Below are 26129 nucleotides of genomic sequence, written 5' to 3'. Positions count from 1 at the left end.
CATGGCAAAACGTAATCGAAGTACACTGAAAAATTATTTCCGCCAAGGCAACATGCCATCTGCCGAGCATTTTGCGGATTTGATTGACTCCTGCGTCAACCAAGTGGAAGAAGGCTTCGTAAAACCGCCTGTAACGGGCCTACAACTAACGGCGTTGGATCAGCAGCATCTTTTAAGCTTTTATCAACAAAGTGATCCTAACCTGCCACTTTGGCAAATGCGCTTTGCAAAACAACAAACAGATCTTCAATTCAGAGCCTGCCCGCCTATTACACAAGAGGGTCAAGAGTCAACACACACGCCAAACCTAACACTTACTACTGATGGAAAAGCAGGTATTCAGACAGACAACCCCAAGCATACCTTGGATGTTCATGGCGTCATCGGCTCAGAGGGGCGCAGTGGTAGTCAATTACTGGAAGCGCCCATTCCTGCAGATGGCCAGTGGCATGACCTGACACCGGAGTTAGAAGGGTGCAATATGTTTGAAGTGGTTGCGGGAATAGGCATTCGACACAGTGGTCGATACGCTTTATTGCATGCCATTGCTACGAACACTTGTGCGCCTAACACTTGGTGGTGGCAATGGCGTAAAAAAAATCCGATCAAAACTCAACACGCTTTTTTTCATTCGGCAGCCGATAAGCTGAAACTACGTTGGAAACAAACCACCCGCCACGGATCGAATCGCCCCTACGTGCTGCAAATTCGGACGAATACAAACTATGGAGAACACCTGTTTATTCGTTATCACATAACACAGCTTTGGCATGACCCCTTTATGGCACTATGTGAAAGCCGCCCAGCGGATGAACAGGCGTCATCATGACTCTTTCGATTTCCAAACAGGATCATCAAGCAAATCCAGATAGTTTTGAGCAACTGTTTCAGTTGGGGTTAACCTATATTCAGCAGCTTAGTGGCAAGGTCTGGACAGACTACAATACCCATGATCCGGGTGTCACGATTTTAGAACAACTGTGTTATGCGCTCACTGACCTCATTTATCGCAGTGATTTTGATGTCAGTGACTACCTCACCGAGTCAAACGGCCAAATTGATTACCCTAGATACGGTCTGGCTCCAGCGGAGGACATTCTTCAGGCCCCACCACAACAACCTAGCGACTATCAGTCATGGTTACTATCGGTCATCCCTGACCTGGACCAAGTATGGGTAGCATTAAAGCAACAAACACCATGTGGGCTTTACCAAATAGATGGCCTACTGCCTGTGGTATCTCAACAGGGACAAGGTGACGCTTCACGTCACATTCAGCAAACCCTTCATACCATCAAGCAGGCCTATCACACGGTTCGTGGGCTGGGAGAAGACCTAGATCAGGTCAGGATAATCGATGAGACAAGCCTATCGCTCCACGCCATTATTGATATCAGTGGTGATGTAGACGATACCAATAAACTGGCGGCAAGTATTTATGATCAAAGCAATCAATGGATTCGACAAAAAAATGTCAAACCGTCATTAGCGGAACTAAAAGAGCATCTGTTGGCCAATAATGCCATACAAAACATTCACGACTTATACTTCCAAAGTACAGATCCCTCGGATCTCAATGAACGAATCGAAACATGGCCCGAATACGCAAAGCTGATGCTCCCTGATCAAGAGTCAGACATTAAGCTAGCTTTGTTCCAAAACAATCACGCGGTGACATTAGATGTCAGCGAAATTGGTCTTAATTTTCATCTATACCAACAACAAAGACGCATTCAACTGACCGCTAGCACTTCTGCAGAACCTTCTCTACCTGCTGGAAGATTCTACGATTTTGCTCAATATGAGTCAGTGCAAACATTATTCCCCCGCAACTACCACTTAGCACCCGGGCAATCAAGCCACTATAACCCGCAACAACAAGCGGAACGTCATCAATTACGTAGCTATTTACTATTGTTTGATCAACTGATGGCGAATTTTTGTCGGGATTTAAACGGAATCCGTGAACTGTTCTCTCTCTCATTGGATTCCCCATACAGCTACCAAATACAAGCTCTCAGTCATGAGCAGTTTTACGATATTGACCAACATTACCCAGCGCAAGCAGCTCAACAACTAAGGGAATTGCAAGACCAATTTGACGATTTCCCAGAACGCAAGGGACGCCTTTTTGATTACATACTGGCGCTTTACGGCGAACAATACCCAAACGATTTCCATCGGCAGTTTAACCCGTACCTGTCATTTAAAGAGCTAAATTGGCAACTGGTAAAAAGCAAGCAAGCCTTTATTAATGAGATTGTCCCCGTTACTAATGAACGTGGCCTTGGCCCAAATTTGTTCCAAGTGAATCACCAAAGCGGGTATGAAAAAAGACTTTCCTTGTTACTCGGTGTACAAAAAACGGATAAAAACCACTATAGCCGCACCCTCACCCGACATTTACTCAATGTGGTCAGTGATGCGCACTTTGCCCACAGTCCGACAGGCCAAAAAACCCTATTTAAGATTCGCAAACCAATACGCTTGTTGCTTGAATCCGTTAGTGAACGTCCGGAAAACATGACCCTAAATGATCAACAGATTCGTCATCTACGCTCTACTATCATCGCGTTTAGAGGCCAGACCATCCCCGAGTCTTTATTCTTATTAGGTATCGACCATCATTGTTTTAAAGTGCTACACCACACTCGCAAAGAGGAATATCAGCTGTTTTTCAACTTTTCGGGTAAGCAATCCGCAAACGATGACACCCTTTGGCTCTACATTGGACGCCATACCAATAAAGACAAACTGCTCAACTTTTGCCATCAGCTACAACAGTGGCTTACTCAGCTAAACCATGAGAGCGAAAGCCTTCATCTGGTGGAGCATATTGCCCTTCGCCCTCAAGGAGCATCGGTCGACCTTGCTCCCTATGCGCATCAAATCAGCGTCGTTTTGCCTGGGTTTACTGCCCGCCATCATAATGAACACTTTCGTCAACAAGCCGAGGCACTCATTCGCAACAACAGTCCTGCTCATTTGCTTGCGCATATTCATTGGCTTTCTTTTCATGACTTCTGTGAATTTGAAACCTTGTATTTTGCGTGGCGCGAGCAAAAAGCCAAAGTGCTTAACCTAAGTCATTCTATGTCGGGTTATGAGCGTCAAAATGAGCAACAAGACTGTGATCAATTAGCGGACAAACTTCATACGTTTTTACAGCAGCCCAGCAATCAGGATGACGAGTTGATACTATGACAAAAGGCCATAACATCCAAAACGCTGAATTAAAACTCAACTTTGACTCACCTCTTGAAGCCGAAAGTTTTGAGCAAAATGCCCATCACTGGGTGATAAATGAACTACTGCCACATATCGAACAGATCTTTAATCGTTATTGTCCCGCCAATGAGGTCATCACCATTGAGCATCTTTCTCTAGATCTTGGCAACCTCAACACCAACAGTCTATTGAGCGATCTACTGAGCGCTATTGACGCACAACTGTGCGAACAATTAGCTCAATACGCCCGTTCTGAGTCTAAAAATACTCAAGCACTGTCGCAGGCCTCCTCATCCAAAAGCCCTCCAGAGGATGTTAACTCTAACGTAACTCGCTATAGCAACGAGGACTATTCTTGGCATCAAGCACTGCAATTTCTGCAAACGGGGCGGCTGCACTGGACGTTTGATAACCGGCAAACCATCGAGCAAACAGGCATCATAGAAGCATTATTGGATCATCCCCATCAGTTGAATAACGCGCTCACTCAATCCACGAACCATGAACGTTTGTTAATACGTTTGATTGGCCAACTGTCTGCTGAACAACTGACCAAACTACTGGATAACCTGTCCCCCATATTTTGTCAAAACGCCGTCATACAATTGTTAAAGAGCCCCAAACGGCATCACCCAAGCTTAAAAAGCTGCCTTGCTCACTACTGGAAATCGCGTATTCAAGAGGCCTTGAGCCATCACCAACTCACAGAGTTAGTTGCGTTATGGCCAGTATTAATACAGGACTATCGCCAACCACTGCTTGCCGCCCTACATACTCAGGCACAGAATGGACAATTGCCCTCGACCCTAATGACTTCACTTAATGAAGCGCAACGTTTCGCTTTACTTAAGTGCATCGAACCCACTGAATACCCATTTCTTTATGCTTTATTAAACACGCCACAACTTTGGCAGGCACCGGCCTCTTCCACCACGACAGACTCTTCAACCGCTGCAGTAAAGGTGGCAAACGATTCTCTCTCTGCTGAACCGTTGCCCGTCGTACCAGAAACAACCATCAACCAGCAGCTTTGGTTATTTACCCTGCATTACTTGCTAATTGAACGGGGCAGCCGATTTAATAAACAGCAATATATGATGGCGCTTATTACACAAATGGCAGCGGCACACAATCAAACACAAGCGCAATTGATTAACACACTGCAAACCTCATTGGCGTCTTTTAGTCTTGATAGCACACTGAAACAACAAATGACGTCACTATTAGCCGCTATAACCCCAACATTCACCAGCACAATGTCCGCACGAAACACACCGTTTAATATGGATCTTACCAAAGCAGAAGATAGCCACCGTCTTATACACGCCCTACTCTATGGTAAGATAAACAAAGAAATCGTGCCTTACATAGATCAGCTAATGCGTCAGCCTAAATCCTTTAAGGCGATCTTGACTTTTCTTGCCTCTACGCCCGAGCTGAAAGATAAACTTTGGCAACGGTTACCACAGGCAACCATAGTGAACATTGTCAAGCAATTGGGACAACCGCCTATTAGTGACTTAAACGACACCCAACAGATCAAACAAGCTTGGCAGCGGCTCTTGACCCCAACTCTTAGCCAAGCAGCCGCCAAAACAGAAAACAAAACCGCGCCAGCACTGAACAACGCATTTAATGATTTACTGATTACCTTGCAACAAGGCAATGAAGCCAGCCTTAAGCGTGATTGGCCCAAGGACAATGCGGCCTTCAGGTCACTATTATTATGGATTGGGCAATTAGCTGCAGTACGTCAACATTGGGTGGAGCACTATTCTGACCCGACACTGCTTGATCTGACCCACGTCATTGAACCCAAGGCCCGCGACGCCGTTCGCGCGGTGATGCAAGAAAAAACACTCTTTTTAGCAGACCTTGAATCCTCCCAACCAACGAGAAACATAAATGATGCCACGCTTCGCATCAGCCTCTGGCAATTCACCTTCAGTTTCTTATTAGTGGAATCCGCCAGTGAGTTTAATCGGCATCGCTATTTACTCTCCCTAACGCGTCAGATGGCGGCAAGACGAAATTTAGGACAAGAGCAATTAATTCAGGCCATGCTCTTGGCGTTAAGCCCCTACCCACAACACGCACTGCTCAACACATTAAGCGCACTGTTAGAGGATTTTCACAACGAGTCAGCAACGGTTCCCCCCCACTCATTGGTGTATGATCCGGTGCTTTTTCATTCAGAGCAACATGGGCTATTCACCTCCATACTGACAGACAACCATAGCGAGATCGCCTTCGCACTGATGGCCATCTTACAACAGCCAAACTCGACTTTGTGGCAACAACAAGCCCCACAATGGCTGCGCTCACACCGCCCGCTAGCACAATCACTCATCGTCGAACTGGGTAAAACGGACATCATTCGTCAACGCTGGGCAACGGGCTTTAACGACGCCATTCTCCTCACCTTAGTGGAATTGATTGATACATCCGCTGCCGCAACGATAGAGAAGGTGATAACCAGCCATCAAGTCATTAGTAGAGTATTAAGCACACCATCAACGCCGTCTGGCACACAACCCATACAAGTCACATCCATTCCACCAACGCCCCTACGAAACAGTCTGTGGGAATTGAGTCTGACTTATTTACTAGTCGAACGTGGCAGCCAGTTTAACCGCCGCAGTTATCTTGCCTCAGTCACCAGCAAACTCGCCGCTCGGTATAACCTAGATCATCACCAATTGGTTCATGCACTATTAGAAATCAGCGATGGCCAACACACTTGGCGCAATGATTTACAGCAATTATTCCCTCAGGGTCACCAAACTACGCAGTTAACAGAACCGGAGTTACTCAACCAAATACAGCAAGACAACGAGACCTTGGTATTAACCAAAGAACAACACCAACAATTACGGACATTCCTAAGTGCCCCCTCACTGCCGTCTCGTTGGGCTATTCAGCAATGGTCAAGGGAGGCACAGAAAGGGCTAATTAACACCCTAGTGCCCCATTTATGGCCCTCACTGGAACCTTTGCTCGCTGGACTCAGCCATCTATTCAATAAGCTAAGGATAAACGCCCACTGGTTTTATCGCATGCTACTGAGCCAACCACCACCAAGAACCATGGGCGACTGGCTGAATCGCTTATATGAGGAAATCAAAAGACAGCAGCCAAGCAAAACATCTGCACAAGTGTTTAGCGAACTACGCGACATTATCAAAGTCGCCCCCACGCAAATAACACAGACACAAGAACAAGCTTGGCTGACCGCATTAACGGCCCCAGCTGAACAAATTGACCTAGTAGTAGAATGGCTCAAAGGCAATGCTACACGACCAGAATCAACAACACTCTCGTATTTAATCCAACAACATTCTTCTCGCCTATGGTCACAACTGACCCACCAACTGCAATCACCTCAATTACTGTTACATTGGATAAATAATCTTGACGATGCCAGCCATTTCCAGCTTATCGCCACTCGTTACTCGTACATACTGAGTGACTTAATAGCGATTCATCAAGCCTTAAAAGACTGGCTAAAAGATGAGAGAGAACACAAACAACTGTTTTGGCAGGTACTCTACCACCGCCTACTGCTGCAAGGCAGACAAGGAATAAGCAGCGTATTATTACGGCAAATACTCAATGACCTAACGCAAAAGCCCGCGATCAGAGCCAAACTGAATCTAGACTCAGGTATTCCACTGGTTAGTCAACTGTCACAAGTGCTAGCAAAAGCAAACGCACTGGCAGCAAAAGACGCTCTAGTACGCGCCATTCCATTGCCAGAGCACGATACGCCATCGATAAAACCGAGTGTGCCAAAGCCACTTAATATTGAACGAAAAGACATTCGTCGATTGTATGAAGCCATTGAGCAGACATCGCCACAAAGCTCGAAAACGCACACCAGCGACTCAATCCCTTGGCAAGACCCCAATGCTGAGGCAACAGAAACATCCGACCCGGTTGCCGTTCATAATGCCGGCTTAGTACTGGCGTCAACCTATATCCCTATGCTGTTCCAACGGCTCAAGCTCACAGATGGTCAGCAATTTGTTAGCCTTGATGCACGTCATCAAGCCTTGTTTTGTTTACAATACATGGCAGATGGCAGTCAAGAAGCGCCCGAGTATCAACTGATGCTCAATAAAGTCTTATGTGGCATAGCCATTCAGGACCCTATACCCAATACCACCCCATTACCGGACGGCGCCACCGCCCTGATAGAAGGCCTGCTCAATGCCCTTATTAGCCACTGGAAAGCCTTGGGCTCAACCACCATTCAAGGCCTACAATCCACCTTCATACAGCGCAGTGGACAACTCATTGCGCAAGACAAACAATGGCAGTTAGAAGTTTTCCCTGGCACCTTCGACATGCTGCTGGACCAATTGCCCTGGAGCTTTCAAACCATTAAATACCCATGGATGGACAAACCTTTGTTTGTCACTTGGCGTTAAAGGACCTTCACCATGATCAAACCATGTATCGGCTTCCCCATAAAAACGATCAGAGAACGCTCAGCCTACCGTCAGGCCCTTCTACTTCTAGGGCTCTTATGGTGGACATGTACAGGACAAGTGTTTGCCACCGAGGAAAGCGAAACAACAACGTCTCAAGACAGTTTGATTTACTATCAACTGAGTGCAAGCGATTTTGACAAGATGCAACAGGATCGCTCACTTCGGGACAAATTACAGGCGCTCAGCCTGAAGCAGTTTGCACAGCGTAGCCAGCTTATAAACTCACTTAGTGAGGTGTTGTCAGAACCGCCTCTTTCTCCTGATGCCTCAATCGATCTGGGGCAACTGATTCAATCTAAAGCGATCCCGATCAAATCAGACAAAACACCCACCAGCGAAACACAGAGCGCTACGCCAACAGATGCTTCACAGATAGTCTGGGTGATTAATACAAAGGCTCTAGAGGCAGTCTTAAATAATCGTCGCGTCTCCAATTTCTCGCAGGAAACCTTACAACTGTTCAAACCATTACAAGATGAGGTGTTCTACAGTCTCTATATGCTCTATTCGGCGATAAAACTTGCAGGAATTCCAACCAACCTTTCTGCTGTAAAAAGCATTGTGCTCATTGCCAGAAAATCCGGTACACCACCTGAGCAAAATAATCCCGTCATTTGGAACGCTCCCGCCCACTGCGGCTGTGAGGACAGTTTATCGTCCATTTTCAGTGTCGGCACCTTCTATGGTTTATACCCCTATTGGGATCATCCGAAAACGGGTCAAACCATCGACTTCAGCCAACTCGATCGTATAGGTTTTGTGGGGGCCGTCATCACCCCCAACCCAAAAAATGGCAGCAAGCTCATCCTGCCCCCTAACTGGCAACCGCAACCCAAAAACAGCCAATTCGTCCAAATGGCCCATCGTTACCGTAGCAATGTAGACCTAGTGGTAACAGCGGCCCGAAACCCGACTGAGAAACGCCTTTCCGAGCAATATAATGAGCAATTAATTCAGCAAATCGTCGCCTCCATTTCCCAGCCTCTCGATCAATACTTTATTAATAGAATGGAGCCTATTGTATCCTTTGGTCTCACCCCCATCCCCACACTAGGAGACGGCATTACACTAGACATCAATTTATCCAGACTTAACACACCGCAAAGCCAGCAGCAGTTTTTAGCGTTTGTGCGTAACTTAAAAAAAGCCTTGCTCCTCAAAGCCAATAGTAAGCGGGCTAATGCCAAAGTGATTACGGCACGACCCAATGATCGATATTATCTTAATATCATTATTCCCGTTGAAGACGTTATTCATTCCACCAACAATGGCTTTTACCAGTTCGATAACCTCAAAACATTAGCTCAACTCACCAACTTAATCATTATGCGCCCAAGTATGCCGGATAAAAGTGATGCATCTGACGATGAACTAACGCAAATTCAGGAGCTACGATACTGGCTTACCCGTCAAAAAGATCAACTCGGCGCTGAGCAAGTCTTTAAGCGCATCACTCCCATGCTCGTAACAGAAGACAACCGCAACCAGCAACAGGAATTAACTCAACTCGTCCGATTATCCCGTTGGTCTTTCTTAGGTGCTGCCTACTGGCCGCTGCCACTGAATACCATGAGTCAAAACCTGATCAGCGACACCTTATTCCCAACGACTTCGTCTTACTCACCATCACTAGATATGGCGGTATCAACCATTAATAACGTGTTTAACTGGGTCTGCCCAAACCGCTGGGAGCTAAGGCTGATATTATTTGTTACCTTCGCCGTCATCATCAGCCTACTCATCACCAGCATTTGGTACTATCCATTGCGACCCTATCTCAGCAAACAGCCCTTTGTTGCACTCAGCGCTGCCGCTATGATTGGATTAATGCTGGTGTTTATTGCCGACCCGTATTTTAAAGACTACCAAGGCCCAATACTGCTGCTCTTTATGATAGTGATTGGCTTGATACTATTCGCCGTTCGCTGGGCGAATAAAGAAGGGGATAAACCGTGATGGCGGACCACACTATGTTCATTTAACATGTCGATCCTAGTACTAACTCATGGCAGGGTTTGTCATAATCTTAGTGTGATAGCGAGGTCTTTTGCCACTTGAGTGAGTTGCTGTCGTGCCTTGTTGTAGAGTTTGGCGTCGGTTGGGAAGGTGATGTTTTTTTCTTGTACCGTGGTATCAACAATCACACGCTTTAGACTCGCAGACTTGATCACTTTTAGCTTTAGCCCTGCTTGTATTGTCTGAGTAAGCAGCCATTCACAGCCTTCTTCTCCTAACCGTTTTCGCCATTTAACAAGACTGGTTGGATGGCACGGGAAGTCATGTTGAAAAAAGGTTTCGCCGCAAAAGTATTGGTAGTAAGGCGATTCAAGCCATTGCTCTAATACCATTTCATCAGACAAATTATACAAATGCTGTAAATACAATAGCCCTACCATCAAGCGAGTGGGCAGAGCTGCGGCACCAACCGTCGCGGAATGCGTCCCCAATTCGGTATCTAACCGATCCCAATCCAGCACTTTAGCCAACCGAACGAGTGCATGGTTGGCGTTAATAATATCGATTAGCTGAGGACGGAATAAATCCTTCTGCGGATCTTGCTTTGTTTGACGAGGCTTCATAAAAACTCACTGATTCTGCAACTTTTTGGGGCTAAAGCGCCATTATTGGCGAGATTTTAGTCCTTAGCATTATACAAAATACATTGCATTTCATAGGTTGAGAATTATTCAGGAACGACTAAGCTACCAACGCAGTGTTAGGGTGCGTTTTTACGCCACATGTTTTTTCATTATACTATAGGGACTTCATACATTGTACTTTTTGTTGTATTGTTTTTACTTTCCCCTGGCTTTATCAATGACTCTTTCTTTGACTCTACCACTGACTCCAGTTTCAAGCTTTGTAGATTCTCCTCGGCTATTTTTTTGTAGGGCTCTGTTTTTGATTCACCCTTTTCATTCTTATATCCTATTATTGGGGCTTCATCATCCTTGTTCTTAGTCGTTAGTATCTTATTGCGAACAGAGGCAAAGTCAGGTATTTTATAGTAAAATCCTAATAGGTGGTTGCCGTTTTCATGTGATTGATTTGTCATTTGTTTTTTGTTGAATTCATAATCCTGAGTGTATTTATCCTGAGCTTTGCGATTTTTGTATTCCTCTATGTTGAGTGGTTCAATAAGTAGCTGTCTTTGGGGGTTTTTTCTTTCTGTATTGGGATAGCCTATTTCCATCGCTCCCTTCGCTTTTTCAGAAACAGCGACTAGTCCGACTTTTACATCATTGTCGGCGCCGTCCAGCACTTTGTTAATGAGTTCACTCATCTGAGAACCAGAGAATGCCCCATCATCGATGAACACTATAGTCCCTGCACCTTCTAGACCCTTTTCTAGTTCTATACGAGTTTTCATACTCTTTTCTTGCGTTGGTACCTGTATCAATCTAGTCGGTGCATTTCCTCCCAGATGCCGAACTCGTTTTAACACCCTCGCTGTAACCCAAAAGTTACTTTTCCCCGCTTCCGATATCACGCATGTGTAGTTATCGAGTCTACACAATTCATCTGCCATTTCCCAGAGTTTCGTATTGAACTCTTTTTTAGTAACTATTTTAAATTTCTTAATGTAATCATCACTTTTTTCTGATTGATAATTTTTATTCTTTTTTACGTCCGCCGCTTTATCGAGTTCTATACATTCCCCTATTGCGAAATTAATGTATTTATTCCATTTTCCCCATCCTCCTTTATCTTCTTCTATATCTTTTTCTTCCAATTTGTAGCTTCCAGAAACGTTCCTTTCATCTTCTTCTATATCTTTTTCTTCCAATTTGTAGCTTCTAGAAACGTTCCTTTCATCTTCTTCTATATCTTTTTCTTCCAATTTGTAGCTTACAGAAACGTTCCTTTCATCTTCTTCTATATCTTTTTCTTCCAATTTGTAGCTTACAGAAACCTTCTCAACTGAATTTGGTGAAAATTTCTTCATCAGCCACGTAAATATGTTTTTCTTTCTTTTTATTTTGTTATTATCATCCCTATCGTTTCCTTTTTTAGGTCCTGCTAATTGTCTCACAAATGTATTGTTCTGAGCATCGTGACCCGTGTGCGACGATAGTTTAGGGGTACTGGTTTTGGCTGCTTTACCCTGTTGTTGCACCACATGGTTTTGTTCAAAGTTTTGTGTTATTTTACTTTTTAATTCCCTTTGAATAATGGTTATAGACCGATTACCTATTAGGGCTCTGCGTTGATTTTCATTACTTTTTCTTTGATTGTCCAAGATAGTCAACGCCGGACTTCTATTATCTTTTTCCTTCATTTGCAATGCCTTATTGCCTAAGGCAGTCGCTTCATTCTCTAAAGATTGGCTATCGTTCACTGCCATGCCGCCCACGGAGGTGGTTGGTTGAACCCGCCCTTGGGCTTGTTGCACCACGTGGCCTAGTTCATGGGGAAGGTGTTTTTCTTGGCCAGAGGCAAGGTGAATGTCGCTGCCTTGGGCATAAGCGTGGGCTTGTACGGCGGCGGGTTTGGGGGAGTTGTAATGGACCTTGACGTGATCAAGGCTCATGCCACTGAGGCTTTCCATGCCACTTTTAAGGTTATCTGGCAAGCCTGTACGATTAGGCTGGCGCTGAACAGGGGCATGGTCACGATTATCTTCCAGTGTTTTACCGGTATGACTTGCGTGACGCTGAACAGGCGCCTGATTCTGCCGAGTCGATTTGTCTTTAAGTTCTGAATACATGCGCCCAATTCCCTATCAGCTTTGAATGTATTTTTTATTACTTTATACGTAATTTATTTTTTTGCCATTAATTTTTATATAATCACTTTATTTCCTTTCTGAAACTCTTGCCGAATACTCTGTATTAAGTCGGCTTTATAGACGGTACGTTCATGACGACGCACTGCATTGAGGGCACATTGGCGCAAGATGTTAATCACATGTCCACCAGCCACTTCGTAATCCTTGGCGATTTGTGGTAAATCCACGTCGTCTGCAAGGTCACAAACACCGCGAAAGGCGTTTTGCCAAAGCTGTAAGCGTTCTTCGACACCTGGCATGGTAAATTGCACCATGCTCTGGAAGCGACGGGTAAAGGCTTCGTCCATATTACTTTTCAAGTTGGTGGCGATGATAACGGTGCCGGGGAAGTCTTCAATTTTTTGCAGTAAGTATCCGGTTAGTTGGTTGGCATGGCGATCATTGGAAGAGCTGCCTTCGCTGCGCTTGCCAAACAGGGCGTCCCCTTCGTCAAAAAACAGAATCCAGTCTTTATAACTTGCTGCATCGAAAACTCGGGAGAGGTTTTTCTCGGTTTCCCCTATGTATTTGGATACCACCATGGACAAATCCACTCGATACACCTCTCTGCCTGTGGACTTGCCCAATAAGGCCGCCGTAAGGGTTTTCCCTGTCCCTGGAGGACCAAAAAACACCGCCCGATAACCCGCTTTGATTTTTGTATCAAGCTGCCAATCTTGCATTAAGGTTTTGCCATGGGATAACCAAGCCCGTATATCATCGAGTTTACTCATCACACTGTAGTCGAGGACTAGATCATCCCAAGTCATCGGAGTGTCTAATGGGTGGGCAGGAAAGCTCGTACTGAGTTCAGGACGTAAATGTTCCCCTGTGACCAAATAATTCAGCCAATGGTCGCTCATTTGGTACACACCCGCCCAAGCGGGTAGACCGGAATCCACCGACATCAACTCAGTCACCTGTTCCGCCATTAAGCGATGATTGTGTGACAAAATAGCCATACAATGCTCGCGCCATTCAGGGTTGTTGGCACTAATCAGAAAATTCAGGGTTTGACCAGTGGGCAAAAAGCCACTGAACGCTTTATCCGACACGCCACCAAATTCGGTAAACGGTCGGTCAATCAGACCATTTAAGCCAAAGAAAAAGTCCAGAGCATCTGGCTTGATGGAAGGCGCCATAGCAAGCGCCAATGCCAAGCGCTCAAATACATTAAGCTCCCAATCAATCAGTAAATCCGCATAGAGACTAGAGCCAGGTGCTATCGGCGGCTGGGGGATCTCCAACCAATGATTCTCATGCCCTTCTTGCTTGAGGTAGCTGCAAATCACCTGATTGATCACCAAGCTCAACCATTCCATTTCCTGATAAAGCGCAAGCAAATTCTCTTGCTGATAAGTAAATTGTCGGCCCATTAGAGGCGTTTGTGATGACTCTGCCATGTACCTTCCTTGATATTGAGGCCTGTTAAGGAACCATGATATGTATACTTCTTGAGCAAAAGAATAGCTCTTATTTCCTATTCAAAACAAGCAATAAACGATAAGTCATTAAGATTTAGAGGTTCTCCCTCACTCCTGCTTTAGCTCGCTCGACCAATCCAGACGGTTTAATCTGCCAAATCAGTTTGAAGCCTTTTGTGCCTAAATACAGAAACAAAATGGGAATGAATACGGTGTTGAAAGCAAACAAGGCTAATAAGGTGAGAAAGTCGTTCACTAGGCCGTTGAGTGTTTCTACATAGTGGCTGATTTTGTCTTTAAAATGGCTCAAACCAACAACATTTTGTTTTAGATTGCTCAACAAGCCATCATTTGAGTTATCTGAACTCAGCTTTTGGATGGACTCTTGTATGGCACGAATCTGACTTTGTGTCGTTTTCATGCTCTGCTCTGTTTGCAAACGCTCATTGTTAAGGGCGCTTTGTTTGTCTTCTAGGTCAGACAATGCCTTATCGTTATTAAACAAAATATCTAACGTAGATAACGCTTTTTTGCGCTCGGTAATTTGTTGATTTAACGCCTCATTTTGCAGAATCAATTGTCTTAAATGGACACTCTCATCAGCCAGCACTTGCTGCTGTGCGTTGCGTTTTTCTTCGAGTGTTTGTTTGTCTTTATCAAGGGACTGTTTTAAATCCGCAGCGACACCCAGCCCTGTTGTGACCTCGTCCATATCGGCGGAATGTACTTGGATTTTGTCCATGGTTTGAGTCTTCTCATGACTCAAAAAAGACACGTCTACCAGCGCGGACAATAACACCACCAACACCAATAGAAATTTGGCCCCCAACGCGCTCACAAATATTTTATAAGCGAATTCCGTAAAGCGACTTTTGATCCAGTATAAATAGCCAAACAGTAAGGCCGATAGGGTTAAAAACCCTTTGAAATAGACAGTGGAAATAATTTTAAGCAGAATGCTTTGAAAAATCAGTGACGTGACCGCGATTTTCATCACACCGGAAAAATCTTCGATCATGTCGTTAAAGGGATCTAATAACTCGCCAATGGTCACCGAGCTGACAAACACACTGATCTGCACACTTTGCAGCACAGACACCGTGGCATTGAATAATTTAGCGAGACCAAAAGCACTCAACGCCTGTACCAGTGACGACGAAATGTATTCCGACGCTTTGCTGTCCAACAAGCCCCACCAAGAAAAGACAATCGCCACAATAATCGCGATGTAGTAACCGTTTATAGTGCGTTTTGGCTTGATCACTCATTTCCCCTCGCTATGATATAGGCCAGATTACCGCATCTGATGGGAATAAACGAGTAGTAAGGACAGGCTGAACTAATCCAGTAACAACCCCATACTGACTCGGGGCTCCACAGAAAAACCAAGGGCTTCATAAAACTGCACAACTTGTTTGTTGTCCTCTCGCACCTGTAAATTGACCTTAATGCAACCTATTTCTCGCAAGGCTTCTAGTGCATGAGCCACCAAAGCTCTACCAATGCCTTCGCCTTGATGGTCAGGCCTTACAGACACAGCATATAGCCATCCACGGTGGCCGTCATATCCTGCCATGCAGGCTCCTACCAATTCCCCATCCTCCTTGGCAACAAAAATCAAGTCATCCACCTCGCGCTTCGCCGCCAACATTAAAGCGGGTTCATTATGAGCACCGTTATTGGGAAACACCTGCTGCCATAACTCAATCAAGTCCTGCTGATCATTGGGGTGATAGGTTTCAATCGCCATATTTTGCTTCCTTACATTGCATTTAATACTGGGTTAAAACAACAATACGGCCTGATAGACCGTATTGTTCGTTGTAAATGTGCTAATCGTTTATCCTACTAGACAGTCATCCTAAAACAGAAGAAAGCCGGCTGAAATAATCACCCCAGAACCTAGTAGTGCCATAATGCAATAGCCCATCACGTCTTTTGCCCCAAGCCCTGCAATGGCCAAGGCAGGCAAGGCCCAAAAAGGTTGGATCATATTCGTCCAAGCATCGCCCCAGGCAATGGCCATGGCCGTTTTTGCCGCATCCACACCCAGCGCCGCGCCCGCTGGCATCATGATAGGTGCTTGTACCGCCCACTGACCACCGCCAGAGGGCACAAAGAAATTCACCACACCAGCACTTAAAAAGGTAAACAATGGAAACGTCGTCTCATTAGAAATGGACACAAACAGCTGCGAAATAACCCCAGCGAACGACTGACCGGTTGGACCGACCGCCGTCATCATTCCCATGATCCCCGCGTAGAAAGGGAACTGCAGCAGAATGCCCGCACAATTCCGCGCCCCTTGGGAGACCGAATTCAACAAGCTCTTAGGGGTACCATGGAGCAAAATCGCCGTGAACAAAAAGGTAAAGTTCACGATATTCAAATTCAAAGCAAACCCTTTGGTCACAAAATAATAAATAATGTAAGCAAAGCCCATGATGCCCAATAACCAAGACAGTAAACGGCTATTCTCTAAACGCTCAGCTGGCGTCATATTCGCGCGGGCCGGCTTAGCTTCTTCTGGCTCATCTAGTAAAGTCGTATCAATCGTAATGGTATCTTGAGGAGCTGGATGCATAAGGCGATTCAGCAACGGAATGGTGACAAACATCACAGCAAGAATGGTGAGGTTCATTGCTGAGAAAATGGTCTCTGAGGTTGGAATCGGTGCCGTTACCGCCCCATTGGTCACCACTGCAATATTCTTACCCCCCGCGATGGCAAGCGGAATCGACCCAGATAACCCACCGTGCCAGAATAAAAAGCCACTGTAAGCCGAGGCGATTAACAAACGATAATCCACGCCCTTCACTCGTGTGGCAATTTCGCGGGCAAAAATAGCGCCAACAACGAGCCCAAATCCCCAGTTAATCCAACAAGCCAACGCACTAATAGCAGTCACCAATACAATCGCTTGACCTGGTGTTTTGGCAATACTAGCCAAACTCGCCAGTCGTCGCTTGAAAGCCGGCGCACTCGCCATAGCATGACCCGTAACAACGACCATCGCCATTTGCATGGAAAAGGAAAGCAACTTCCAAAATCCCCCCGCCCACGCGTTTACTACATGCATTGGCGATTGTCCCGTGCTGGGCATTACCATCACAAAAACCGCTAAGGTCAATACAATGGCGAAAATAAACGGGTCTGGCAGATAACGTTGCAGTAATACTACAAAGAATTGGCTAATTTTTTGTAAGAGCGTTTTCTCTTGTGCGAGAGTGTTCATAAGTCTTCCTGTTTTTGTATTTGTTATAGGAGATACGAAACGATCGCCTATAGACGACCGTTTTATTGATACCAATGGATAAGGCTTTTAATATTGTGACTGACTAGAGGGTGACAGACTAACGAGACACCAACATGGCGACACCCATACCACCACCAATGCATAAAGTTGCCAAGCCTTTATGGGCATCTTGCTTGTGCATTTCATTCAACAAAGTCACCAAAATGCGACAGCCCGATGCGCCAATAGGATGCCCCAGTGCCACCGCTCCTCCATTAACATTGACTTTACTGGTGTCCACGCCCAGTTCTTTATTGACACACAATGCTTGCACGGCAAAAGCCTCATTTGCTTCGATAAGGTCCAAATCAGCCACCGACCAATTCGCCTTCCCTAAGACTTTTTTCGTCGCCGAGATCGGGCCTGTCCCCATAATGCTGGGATCAACCCCCGCACTGCTGCAAGCTTCAATGGTGGCTAATACCGTTAAGCCTAAACGCTTCGCTTCGTCGTCGGTCGTCACCACAACCATGGCAGCGCCGTCATTCAATGATGAGGCATTACCCGCCGTAACGGTGCCTTCTTTATTAAAAGCGGGACGCAACTTAGCTAATGAGGCTTCACTGGTATCCGCACGGATTTGTTCGTCTTCTGAAACAATAATCGGCTCCCCTTTTCGTTGCGGAATGGAGATCGGAAAAATTTCATCAACAAAGCGCCCTGCTTCTCTGGCTTTAGCGGCTTTTTGCTGAGATTGAACAGCAAACGCATCCTGTTCATGGCGACTAATATCCCAACGGGAAGCAATATTCTCAGCGGTTTGCCCCATATGATAGTCATTGAACGCATCCCACAGACCATCTTTTACCATGGAGTCCACCAACTCCCAGTTGCCCAACTTCTTACCACTGCGGCTGTTCGGCAACACATGGGCCGCTTGGCTCATACTTTCCTGCCCGCCTGCCACCACCATCTTGGCATCTCCGTTCAATACGGATTGTGCCGCTAGTTGCACCGCTTTTAAGCCAGAGCCACAGACTTTATTGATTGTCATGGCTGACACCGTATGGGCTAGGCCCGCATGAATCGCCGTTTGACGAGCTGGGTTTTGCCCACAACCCGCCGTTAATACTTGACCTAAAATGACTTCGTCTATCTGCTCTTTTAACTCAGGCTGTTTGGCTAACAAGCCTGATAACAATTGCGTTCCCAATTGAACCGCACTCAATGAAGATAACGCTCCATTAAATGACCCTATGGGCGTTCTACCCGCAGCAACAATAACAGCTTTCATATCGGCTCCTTTGACGGTCTCTTATTTTATGTATTTTCGTTTGTCGAAACAGCGTTTTACGACGCCTGCGCGAACTGCATCTCTGGTACATCATCCGGCACGATTAATTTACCCTGTGTTTTCGCCTGAATCTCTTCCACGGTCACACCAGGGGCACGCTCTTTAAGAATAAAAGCACCATTCTCTATTTCTAACCAGGCCAAATCCGTCAGCACTTTTTTGATACAGCCTTTGCCCGTCAAAGGCAAGCGACAAGACTCCAGCAATTTGGAATCGCCATCTTTAGAAGCGTGGGTCATGGTGACAATGATATTGTCCGCCCCAGCGACCAAATCCATCGCTCCGCCCATGCCTTTCACCAATTTGTTTGGAATCATCCAAGAAGCAATACTGCCCTGAACATCCACCTCAAACGCCCCCAATACGGTTAAATCCACATGCCCGCCACGGATCATCGCGAAGGATTCAGCCGAAGAAAAAATCGATGCCCCCTTTATCGCCGTAACCGTCTGTTTGCCCGCATTGATCATATCCGCATCAATGGTCTCTTCAGTAGGAAACTCTCCCATGCCCAATAAACCATTTTCGGATTGCAGCATCACCGCCATGTCTTGTGGGATATAATTTGCCACCAAGGTTGGAATACCAATCCCCAAATTGACATAAAAGCCATCTTTTAACTCTTGAGCGACTCGCTGCGCCATTTGTTCTCTTGTTAAAGCCATCTGACACCTCGTTATTCTTTTAGTGTGCGTTTTTCGATGCGTTTCTCAAAGGTACCGAGAACTACCCGATCCACGTAAATACCTGGCGTATGAATTTGCGAAGGCTCTAACTCACCAACGTCAACAATTTCTTCCACTTCCACCACTGTGATTTTCCCTGCTGTGGCGGCAAGGGGATTGAAGTTTTGCGCCGTATGACGATAAATAACATTGCCATAACGATCCGCTTTCCAGCCTTTAACAATAGCAAACTCGCCGGTAATGGCTTCTTCTAATAGATATTCACGCCCTGCAAAGACACGAACCTCCTTGCCTTCTGCAACGGGTGTGCCCACCCCTGTTGCGGTGTAGAAGGCCGGAATACCCGCGCCGCCCGCCCGCATTTTTTCAGCGAGGGTTCCTTGGGGCGTGAGTTCTACCTCTAGCTCACCATCAAGAAGCTGCTTTTCAAATAGTGTATTCTCGCCAACGTAGGAAGAGATCATTTTTTTGACTTGTTTCTTTTCTAACAAAAGACCAAGGCCAAACCCATCGACCCCACAATTATTGGAAACAATCGTGAGCCCCGTGGTGCCTCTGCGTTGAATTTCGGCAATCAGATTTTCTGGAATACCGCATAGACCAAAGCCGCCAGCAAGGATAGTCATATCATCTTCTAACCCCTGCATGGCTTCTTCATAACTGGAAACCACCTTATCAAACCCCGCCATTATTATTCTCCTTATGAATCGGTGTTTAAAACAGATAAGTTCAGTTTGACGGATCGTGACAAATAAATTAATTTTAATTTTTATATTTATTAATAAGTTTTACAAAATAAGGGCAGCAATGAATATAAAGCAACTACGGGCCTTTTTGTGTGTCGCGCAAAGCATGAGCTTTGCCAACGCTGCCAACCAGCTACACTTATCGCAACCGGCATTGAGCTTATCAATCAAAAGCTTAGAAGCAAGCCTCGGCGGAAAGCTACTGACTCGCTCTACCAGAACGGTATCATTAACGCCCGAAGGCGAAGCCCTGTTGCCCATAGCCAAACGCTTATTAACACAATGGGAAAACGCCGAAGATGAAATGAAACAACGCTTTGCCTTGCAACTAGGTAAAATCAGCATTGCGGCCATGCCATCCTTCGCTGCCTCCTTACTGCCCCAAGCCATTCGTCAATATCACCAACGCTTTCCCAACGTCCAAGTGACCATTGATGATGTACTATCCGATGCGGTGGTCGACATGGTCGCCAACAATCAAGTGGAGCTCGGCATTTCCTTTGAACCAGACACCCTAAATGACCTCGCCTTCCACCCTCTGTACGAAGATTGCTTTATTGCCATATTGCCAAAAGACCACCCACTCACAGCGCAAAACAGCATCACTTGGCAAGCACTCCTCGCCTACGACTTTATTACCCTACAACGTCCTTCCAGCGTACGCGCCTTAATAGAAAGCGCCCTGGCTAATGCTGGCATTCAACTCCATGTCGCCTTCGATGCCCACCAGCTCGCCACCGTGGGACGCATGGTCAGCGAAGGCATGGGCGTCGCCGTCGTGCCCGCCCTTTGTCGTAAACAAGCCAACGAACAAGGCGCCATCTGTCGCCCTATCACCACCCCCGATATCCGCTGGCAAGTTGGCGTCGTCTGCAAACCCAGATCCCACCTCTCCGTTGCTGCCGCCGCTATGCTGGATGTACTGATCGACTCTTATCGATCACTGGACATGGCCACCCTATAAACAAACACCTAATGATTCCAAGTAGCGTATCTCATCATTTCCAATTTCCTTAACTCACTACCCCACTATATCCACACTCATCCGTCATTCCCGCGAAGGCGCACTACTGTCCGAAATAGAATTGAAGAAAACGCTGAAAGGATTGCAGCTCTTAGTCTTAACGGGTAGAACCCTCTGACACGACTCAGAAAACCAAAGGCTGCAATATGAAAAGCAGGACGACGTCTTGTTGATGCGGTTGTCTCACCTCACGGTGATGCCATTGGCAGTCATTTCGTAGTACTCAGTTTCGTAACTGTCATTGGCTGCGGTATTGGTGTCGTCATGGGTTATCGCTTTAAAAATCATCCTGATTTACTTCAACTTGCTAACCAAGCCTTATATTGTGCAACGTTCGGAGGATAGAAAAATAAAAGCCGAGACGTTGTGAATGCAAGCCTCGGCTTTTTTGCATGTTATTTATCTATATCCTGATTAGATTGGCGTAACCTCGATGGCGGATACGAATGCATCACCTTGAATAGGCACAAATTGAAGGTTTAACCGACCATCTACCACTTTCACTTCTGCAGTATGATACTCAGCGGTTGGGGTAGCGCTAGACGTTGTCTTTAACGCGTTCACTTCAACAATTTTGTGGCCATTTGCTTCGACAACAAAACGCGACGACACGGCCTCTGTGGGGGCAACGGTCAATAAGACAACTTTGTAGCGGCCATTTCTTAATGGCAGTTCATAATAAAACTTCCCTCGACGATACGTCGCAGCCAAATCACGATCTGCTGTCTGAGCAATATTTGGTTTCACTGGTGGTTGCCCCCAACCACCTAACTTATCAAACGATGCAGCTTTACCACCATGAAAAAAGTTATCTGAACCAAAAGTATGCTGCTTGGATGATGCAGCAATTAATGCCCCAGCATCAATAAAGTAACGGTTGCTCTGGCTTTCATTTAAATGCCAATTCACCTTATCCTGAACAGATGATTGTTTACCTACACCCTTAGCTATTAAAGTGTTTTCACCTACTGCAAGACTCACATTTGGCCACACGCAAATCTTTAACGAGCAATCGTCTTTGACTCCCAAAGACTTACCATTCAACCACAGCTCAGTGCGATCAAGATTAGAGTAAACTTTAACGTCGGTAACCTGATAGTGACGCTGTGAATAACGGCTTGAGGTGATATGCACCATCGGCTTGGTCGTCCAATTCGCTTGATAAAAGTAATACGCGTCTTTTTTTATCGCTCTATCGTAGGTAATCAGCCCTTTGGTGTTGATATCATGCGAGTCGCCTTCCGCTCGCACCGTGGTCGCAAAATCAAATGCATTCCAGACCCAGCTTGCAAACAGATAAGGTTTACTCTTAATTGCACGCCAATTCTCTTCATGCACATAAGACATGTATTCTTCAGGTTGGTTGTGGCCTCTAGAGTCGACCGGACCGCCTAATTCGTTGTCTGTGTGTAAGGAAACGGCACCACCTGCGCCATACTCACTCACCGATATGGGTAAATTGGGATATTTCGCATGCATAGCATCTAGATGCGGCCCAAGATCATCAGCGTCTCCATAATACCAGCCATAATAGCGATTAAGCCCAACGGTATCAGCCACTGGCGATGTTTTTGGAATATCGACGTTTTTGAATGCTTCTGTGGCTTCACAGCAATTAGCAAGAGTGGAAGCTCTGCTAGGATCCAACTGTTTTACTAGGCCTACCAAAGACTTCAAAATAGGAATAGGATCAGGAGCGTTGCCACGGGTAGCCCCTAGAAACGCAGGAACGACCGCGCCAAAATCCACCTCATTCGCTACTCCCCACAAGGCGACAGATGGATGGTTGAAATTTTGTTTGATCATCTCTTTTAGCTGCAATTTTGCATTGGCCAATAATCTATCATTCACTACTTTATGGCCTTTACCATACGTCCAACTTGTTACTAAAGGAATTTCATCCCAGAGGATCAAGCCATATTTATCCGCTAAGTCATGTACAGGCTGGCCGTGAGGGTAATGAGCAAGGCGAATTGTATTAACTCCCATTTCCATCATCAAATCCACATCCTGTTTGACATCTTTTGGACTCACGGCCCAACCAAGCCCCTCTCTATCTTGGTGATATGCAACCCCATGTAAACGCAGTGGCTTACCATTGAGAATAAAGCCTTTATCCGGCGATATCACAATATTACGTAGGCCGTATGGCTGGTCCATCGAATCGAGGACCACATCATTTGATCCAACAATTTCTGTTCGCAGAGTATATAAGTAAGGGTTTTCCTGTCCTTGCCATAAAGTAGGGTTAGACACGACAAGGTTTTGTTGCAGCGTCGCTAATGCATGAGGCTCCAATGTCAGAGCCTGTTCAGCTTTTGCTACTATTTTGCCTTTGGCATCGACAAGCTGAGCGAAAACACGAATATTCTTAGATATTGTTGCATCATTTTTTACTCGGCTACTTACTGTCACCTGAGCTTTTTTTGGATTATTTAAATGGGTGGTGGCATACACACCAGGTCCACCATAATCCATCATGTCGAAATGTACTTGATCGGTTAAAACAAGTCGTACTGGACGGTAAAGTCCACCATCAACAAAAAAATCACCTGCAATGGGCAGAGTATCAGCAGTCGAAGAATTTGCGGTGGGTTTTGTATTATCGGTTTTTACGACAAGCACATTGTTTTGATTCCAATGCAGTGCTTGGGTCGCATCGAAACGAAAACGAGTAAAGCCTCCTCGATGCTCGCCAAGGTAAACACCATTTAGCCACACGTCGGCGACTCGACTTGCTGCATCAAACTCTAACCATGCTTGTTGTTTTTTATGCGTAGGGGGAACTTTAAAATTTAACCGATACCAGCCAATGCCATATTGTTTGTTGATATTTTTTACGGTATTGATGTGAGGAGTCGTATCATTTAGATAATACCCTACATTGTTCCATGTGTGTGGAACACTGACGGTTTGCCATGAGCTATCATCAAAATCTTTTTGTAAAAATGCATCTGTGTTGCCTCCTTTAGAAAAAAGAAATTTCCAGCCCGTATCCAATATTAATTTTTCACGAGGAGATGCAGCCGAAGCGTTTATCGACAGTATTGAAACGGTTAACACTACAACAGCTAAGACGATCCGATTCGTTATTTTTATAATTTTCATATCATTATCTCAGTCAACAATTAGGGTTAAATCCTTTATAAACCTGACAAAGCTTAACTACCTCTAATAGGATTTTAGAAATCATCATTTCCCTCTAAATAAAACGCTAGGAAGAAATTGATAGCTACTATCATAATTTTATTTTATAGGGTAGGACTTTTGACGAAGGTAGTTTGATATTTGATTCTGTTGAATACAAATAAAAGAAGATGGAAAATTTAGTAAGCATTGGTATTTTTTCATTATTTTTCTCTCAACATTAATGGAGCAACATTGAGGAATATGTCATAGAATCACCTATTCGTTCCATACTCCCCATCCATCTTTCCATGCTAATGTATTTTTAATAGAGATACATATCGAATAAATTAATACCACGTATTACTGATACCGAATCATGAGTATCGCCATCCCCTCTAAGTCAGAAATCTATTATCGCTAAGCCATGTATTTGTTTAATTTGCTCCCCTCTTCCTGTGACAAACTCAGCATCACTTATCAACCATAGTCAATCACTTAAAAGCCGCTTAACTGCTTCTTTGAACACTTCTCGTAACCAGATCATGCCAAGGTCAGCATTTTGGTATTTGTGCCATTGCATGTGCTCTTGAAGACGGGGCAACTCCACAGGCGGTGCCATGGAGGTTAATGCTAGACCTTGTGAGATGGCTTTTTTAACCAGTGTATTTTGTAAAGTGGCAATACGATCTGTGCCAATCAATAAACTGGGTAAACATGAAAAACTAAAGGCTCGGATTTGTATATTGCGGTGGATACCTGCTTTTTCGAAGGAGTACGTCTCAAAAGAAGGATTCGAGTTGGGTGGCTGCATACAAATATGTCCAGCAGAAAGAAACTTTTCGATTGTCATGTCACCGAGTGCAAGGTGACTTTGGCTCCATACGACACATCGAAACTCATCCTCATGAAGGGGCTCACTTGGGTGATCGTCCGAACAGAAGATACTCGGTATGATAAGTAAATCGGCCTCACTTCGATCTAGCTCTTTTTTAGGATCGCCCACCTGTGGGAGGAAGTTCAGCTTCACACTGCTTTTTTGCTCACTCGCTACTTCTAGCACGTAAGGCACTAATGTGTAGAGCGTGTAGTCGGACACACAAATTTTAAATTCACGCACAGAAGTAGTCGGATCGAAGCCTGGCACGAGCATCAGCGATGCTTCAATAAGGACCAATATATCCCGCACAGGTTGTTCTAGCTGTTGCGCGTGATGAGTTAACACCATTTTGCGACCTACCTGTGTCAGTAAATCATCTTGAAAATAATCTCGTAGTCGTGACAAGGAGTTACTCATCGCAGACTGTCTAAGGTGTAGCTCTTCTGCCGCTAAACTAACACTTTGTCGACGAATCAAGACATCAAGCGCTACAAGTAAATTCAAATCTAACTTTCTAAAATGCATTGTTATTCTTCTTTTTATTTGTTTTTTGATTTGTTATATACCGAGAGACCTTCATCAGAAACAGATTACACCCTTCAAATCGATTCTATCAATACATAATAGAAACACAATCCATTTAAACAATGCTTTTTTTTGATCTAGGATGATTTTTATCATAGCAAACGAACCGTAATCGTGAACAAGTCATACGATGATCACTTTTCTTTTTGTTAACCGTTACCTTGTTCAGCGTTACTTTGCTCACAATAAAAATAATGAGGAGTTATCTATGTTTCGTCTCTTTTCTACCCATTATGTTTGGGATTTATTGATTAATCTTGCCCTAGAGAAGGGAGCGAAAATGAGCGAATTTCAAGAAATTTGTGCTCATCTTCAAGCGTTTTCTGATAAGCCAGATGTTGCTGACCCAACACCTAGAAAGCTTACCCGTTAATAGTTTTTGGTATTTTTCTTCCCCTACAAGATTAAACACGTATCAGCAGGCTTTATTCGAGCCGCTGCCATCTTGGACGATAACTAAAATACGCTATAAGGAGAGAGCGATTCCATAACAACACCCCATTGATAGCGTTGCCTTTAACAATATTAAAAAGCCGAAAAGACTTTATGCTTAAAAAAAGCATTCAATAAACTCAAAATA

Annotated in this window: 16 protein-coding genes and 1 pseudogene; 6 read left to right on the top strand and 11 right to left on the bottom strand. The window is 45.1% G+C overall.

The window, feature by feature from the left end; genetic code table 11:
- Nucleotide 1 precedes the first annotated feature (1 nt).
- From AC0VYI_RS10115 to AC0VYI_RS10100, 4 genes are read left to right on the top strand one after another with little or no spacing between them, the layout of a single operon-like run.
- A complete protein-coding gene (locus AC0VYI_RS10115) occupies nucleotides 2-829 on the top strand; it encodes a hypothetical protein (RefSeq protein WP_475449077.1) in 828 nt (275 codons plus the stop codon).
- Nucleotides 826-3204 carry a hypothetical protein gene (locus AC0VYI_RS10110; RefSeq protein WP_475449075.1) on the top strand — a complete coding sequence of 793 codons (2379 nt, stop codon included), beginning with the start codon at nucleotides 826-828 and terminating at the stop codon, nucleotides 3202-3204. Before AC0VYI_RS10115 ends, AC0VYI_RS10110 begins: the two co-directional genes overlap by 4 nt.
- A complete protein-coding gene (locus AC0VYI_RS10105) occupies nucleotides 3201-7658 on the top strand; it encodes a contractile injection system tape measure protein (RefSeq protein WP_475449074.1) in 4458 nt (1485 codons plus the stop codon). The genes AC0VYI_RS10110 and AC0VYI_RS10105 overlap by 4 nt, the downstream gene beginning before the upstream one ends.
- Nucleotides 7659-7670: 12 nt before the next feature.
- Nucleotides 7671-9677 (top strand): hypothetical protein, encoded by a 2007-nt coding sequence (locus AC0VYI_RS10100; RefSeq protein ID WP_475449072.1) that lies wholly within the window; start codon nucleotides 7671-7673, stop codon nucleotides 9675-9677.
- Nucleotides 9678-9717: 40 nt separating this feature from the next.
- Here AC0VYI_RS10100 and AC0VYI_RS10095 read toward each other — a convergent pair.
- From AC0VYI_RS10095 to AC0VYI_RS10055, 9 genes and pseudogenes are all read right to left on the bottom strand, one after another.
- Nucleotides 9718-10300: pseudogene (locus AC0VYI_RS10095) on the bottom strand (transposase); the annotation flags it as partial.
- Between the two features lie 170 nt (nucleotides 10301-10470).
- A complete protein-coding gene (locus tag AC0VYI_RS10090; RefSeq protein WP_475449070.1) occupies nucleotides 10471-12429 on the bottom strand; it encodes an eCIS core domain-containing protein in 1959 nt (652 codons plus the stop codon).
- 74 nt (nucleotides 12430-12503) lie between these two features.
- Nucleotides 12504-13892 (bottom strand): ATP-binding protein, encoded by a 1389-nt coding sequence (locus AC0VYI_RS10085; protein WP_475449069.1) that lies wholly within the window; start codon nucleotides 13890-13892, stop codon nucleotides 12504-12506.
- A 115-nt stretch (nucleotides 13893-14007) separates the two neighbouring features.
- Nucleotides 14008-15177, bottom strand: coding sequence for a hypothetical protein (locus AC0VYI_RS10080; protein WP_475449067.1), 1170 nt, complete (start codon nucleotides 15175-15177; stop codon nucleotides 14008-14010).
- Between the two features lie 75 nt (nucleotides 15178-15252).
- Nucleotides 15253-15663, bottom strand: a complete 411-nt coding sequence (locus AC0VYI_RS10075; protein WP_475449065.1) for a GNAT family acetyltransferase — start codon at nucleotides 15661-15663, stop codon at nucleotides 15253-15255.
- A gap of 111 nt (nucleotides 15664-15774) precedes the next feature.
- Entirely contained in the window at nucleotides 15775-17148 is a 1374-nt protein-coding gene (locus AC0VYI_RS10070) for a short-chain fatty acid transporter (RefSeq protein ID WP_475449064.1), read from the bottom strand.
- A gap of 118 nt (nucleotides 17149-17266) precedes the next feature.
- Nucleotides 17267-18442 carry an acetyl-CoA C-acetyltransferase gene (locus AC0VYI_RS10065; protein WP_475449062.1) on the bottom strand — a complete coding sequence of 392 codons (1176 nt, stop codon included), beginning with the start codon at nucleotides 18440-18442 and terminating at the stop codon, nucleotides 17267-17269.
- Nucleotides 18443-18498: 56 nt separating this feature from the next.
- The gene (locus AC0VYI_RS10060) at nucleotides 18499-19167 is read right to left on the bottom strand and encodes a CoA transferase subunit B (protein ID WP_199478229.1); all 669 of its coding nucleotides are present in this window, start codon (nucleotides 19165-19167) and stop codon (nucleotides 18499-18501) included.
- A gap of 11 nt (nucleotides 19168-19178) precedes the next feature.
- Nucleotides 19179-19877, bottom strand: a complete 699-nt coding sequence (locus tag AC0VYI_RS10055; RefSeq protein ID WP_475449060.1) for a CoA transferase subunit A — start codon at nucleotides 19875-19877, stop codon at nucleotides 19179-19181.
- A 118-nt stretch (nucleotides 19878-19995) separates the two neighbouring features.
- On the opposite strand from AC0VYI_RS10055, the gene AC0VYI_RS10050 reads away from it, so the two are divergent.
- Nucleotides 19996-20898 carry a LysR family transcriptional regulator gene (locus AC0VYI_RS10050; protein ID WP_475449058.1) on the top strand — a complete coding sequence of 301 codons (903 nt, stop codon included), beginning with the start codon at nucleotides 19996-19998 and terminating at the stop codon, nucleotides 20896-20898.
- A gap of 474 nt (nucleotides 20899-21372) precedes the next feature.
- Here the strand turns inward: AC0VYI_RS10050 and AC0VYI_RS10045 are convergent, their stop codons facing one another.
- Nucleotides 21373-24066 carry a glycoside hydrolase family 2 TIM barrel-domain containing protein gene (locus AC0VYI_RS10045; RefSeq protein ID WP_475449056.1) on the bottom strand — a complete coding sequence of 898 codons (2694 nt, stop codon included), beginning with the start codon at nucleotides 24064-24066 and terminating at the stop codon, nucleotides 21373-21375.
- A 508-nt stretch (nucleotides 24067-24574) separates the two neighbouring features.
- On the bottom strand, nucleotides 24575-25468 hold the full coding sequence (locus AC0VYI_RS10040) for a LysR family transcriptional regulator (protein WP_475449054.1): 894 nt from the start codon (nucleotides 25466-25468) through the stop codon (nucleotides 24575-24577).
- A 211-nt stretch (nucleotides 25469-25679) separates the two neighbouring features.
- Here AC0VYI_RS10040 and AC0VYI_RS10035 point away from each other — a divergent pair, with 211 nt between their 5' ends.
- Entirely contained in the window at nucleotides 25680-25922 is a 243-nt protein-coding gene (locus AC0VYI_RS10035) for a hypothetical protein (protein ID WP_475449053.1), read from the top strand.
- The last annotated feature ends 207 nt before the right edge of the window (nucleotides 25923-26129 follow it).

It is taken from the genome of Marinomonas sp. 63XJN7_9_ISO-PGPR-S23-217, from assembly GCF_056173515.1.
Note: the sequence above shows the minus strand (reverse complement) of the source record. Positions and strands in the feature narration are given on the sequence as shown.

Coding starts and splice junctions, on each gene's coding strand:
- AC0VYI_RS10085 (WP_475449069.1), bottom strand. CDS start 13,892: ATGGCAGAGTCATCACAAACGCCTCTAATGGGCCGACAATTTACTTAT.
- AC0VYI_RS10105 (WP_475449074.1), top strand. CDS start 3,201: ATGACAAAAGGCCATAACATCCAAAACGCTGAATTAAAACTCAACTTT.
- AC0VYI_RS10110 (WP_475449075.1), top strand. CDS start 826: ATGACTCTTTCGATTTCCAAACAGGATCATCAAGCAAATCCAGATAGT.
- AC0VYI_RS10090 (WP_475449070.1), bottom strand. CDS start 12,429: ATGTATTCAGAACTTAAAGACAAATCGACTCGGCAGAATCAGGCGCCT.
- AC0VYI_RS10075 (WP_475449065.1), bottom strand. CDS start 15,663: ATGGCGATTGAAACCTATCACCCCAATGATCAGCAGGACTTGATTGAG.
- AC0VYI_RS10070 (WP_475449064.1), bottom strand. CDS start 17,148: ATGAACACTCTCGCACAAGAGAAAACGCTCTTACAAAAAATTAGCCAA.
- AC0VYI_RS10050 (WP_475449058.1), top strand. CDS start 19,996: ATGAATATAAAGCAACTACGGGCCTTTTTGTGTGTCGCGCAAAGCATG.
- AC0VYI_RS10100 (WP_475449072.1), top strand. CDS start 7,671: ATGATCAAACCATGTATCGGCTTCCCCATAAAAACGATCAGAGAACGC.
- AC0VYI_RS10115 (WP_475449077.1), top strand. CDS start 2: ATGGCAAAACGTAATCGAAGTACACTGAAAAATTATTTCCGCCAAGGC.
- AC0VYI_RS10045 (WP_475449056.1), bottom strand. CDS start 24,066: ATGAAAATTATAAAAATAACGAATCGGATCGTCTTAGCTGTTGTAGTG.
- AC0VYI_RS10060 (WP_199478229.1), bottom strand. CDS start 19,167: ATGGCTTTAACAAGAGAACAAATGGCGCAGCGAGTCGCTCAAGAGTTA.
- AC0VYI_RS10065 (WP_475449062.1), bottom strand. CDS start 18,442: ATGAAAGCTGTTATTGTTGCTGCGGGTAGAACGCCCATAGGGTCATTT.
- AC0VYI_RS10055 (WP_475449060.1), bottom strand. CDS start 19,877: ATGGCGGGGTTTGATAAGGTGGTTTCCAGTTATGAAGAAGCCATGCAG.
- AC0VYI_RS10035 (WP_475449053.1), top strand. CDS start 25,680: ATGATCACTTTTCTTTTTGTTAACCGTTACCTTGTTCAGCGTTACTTT.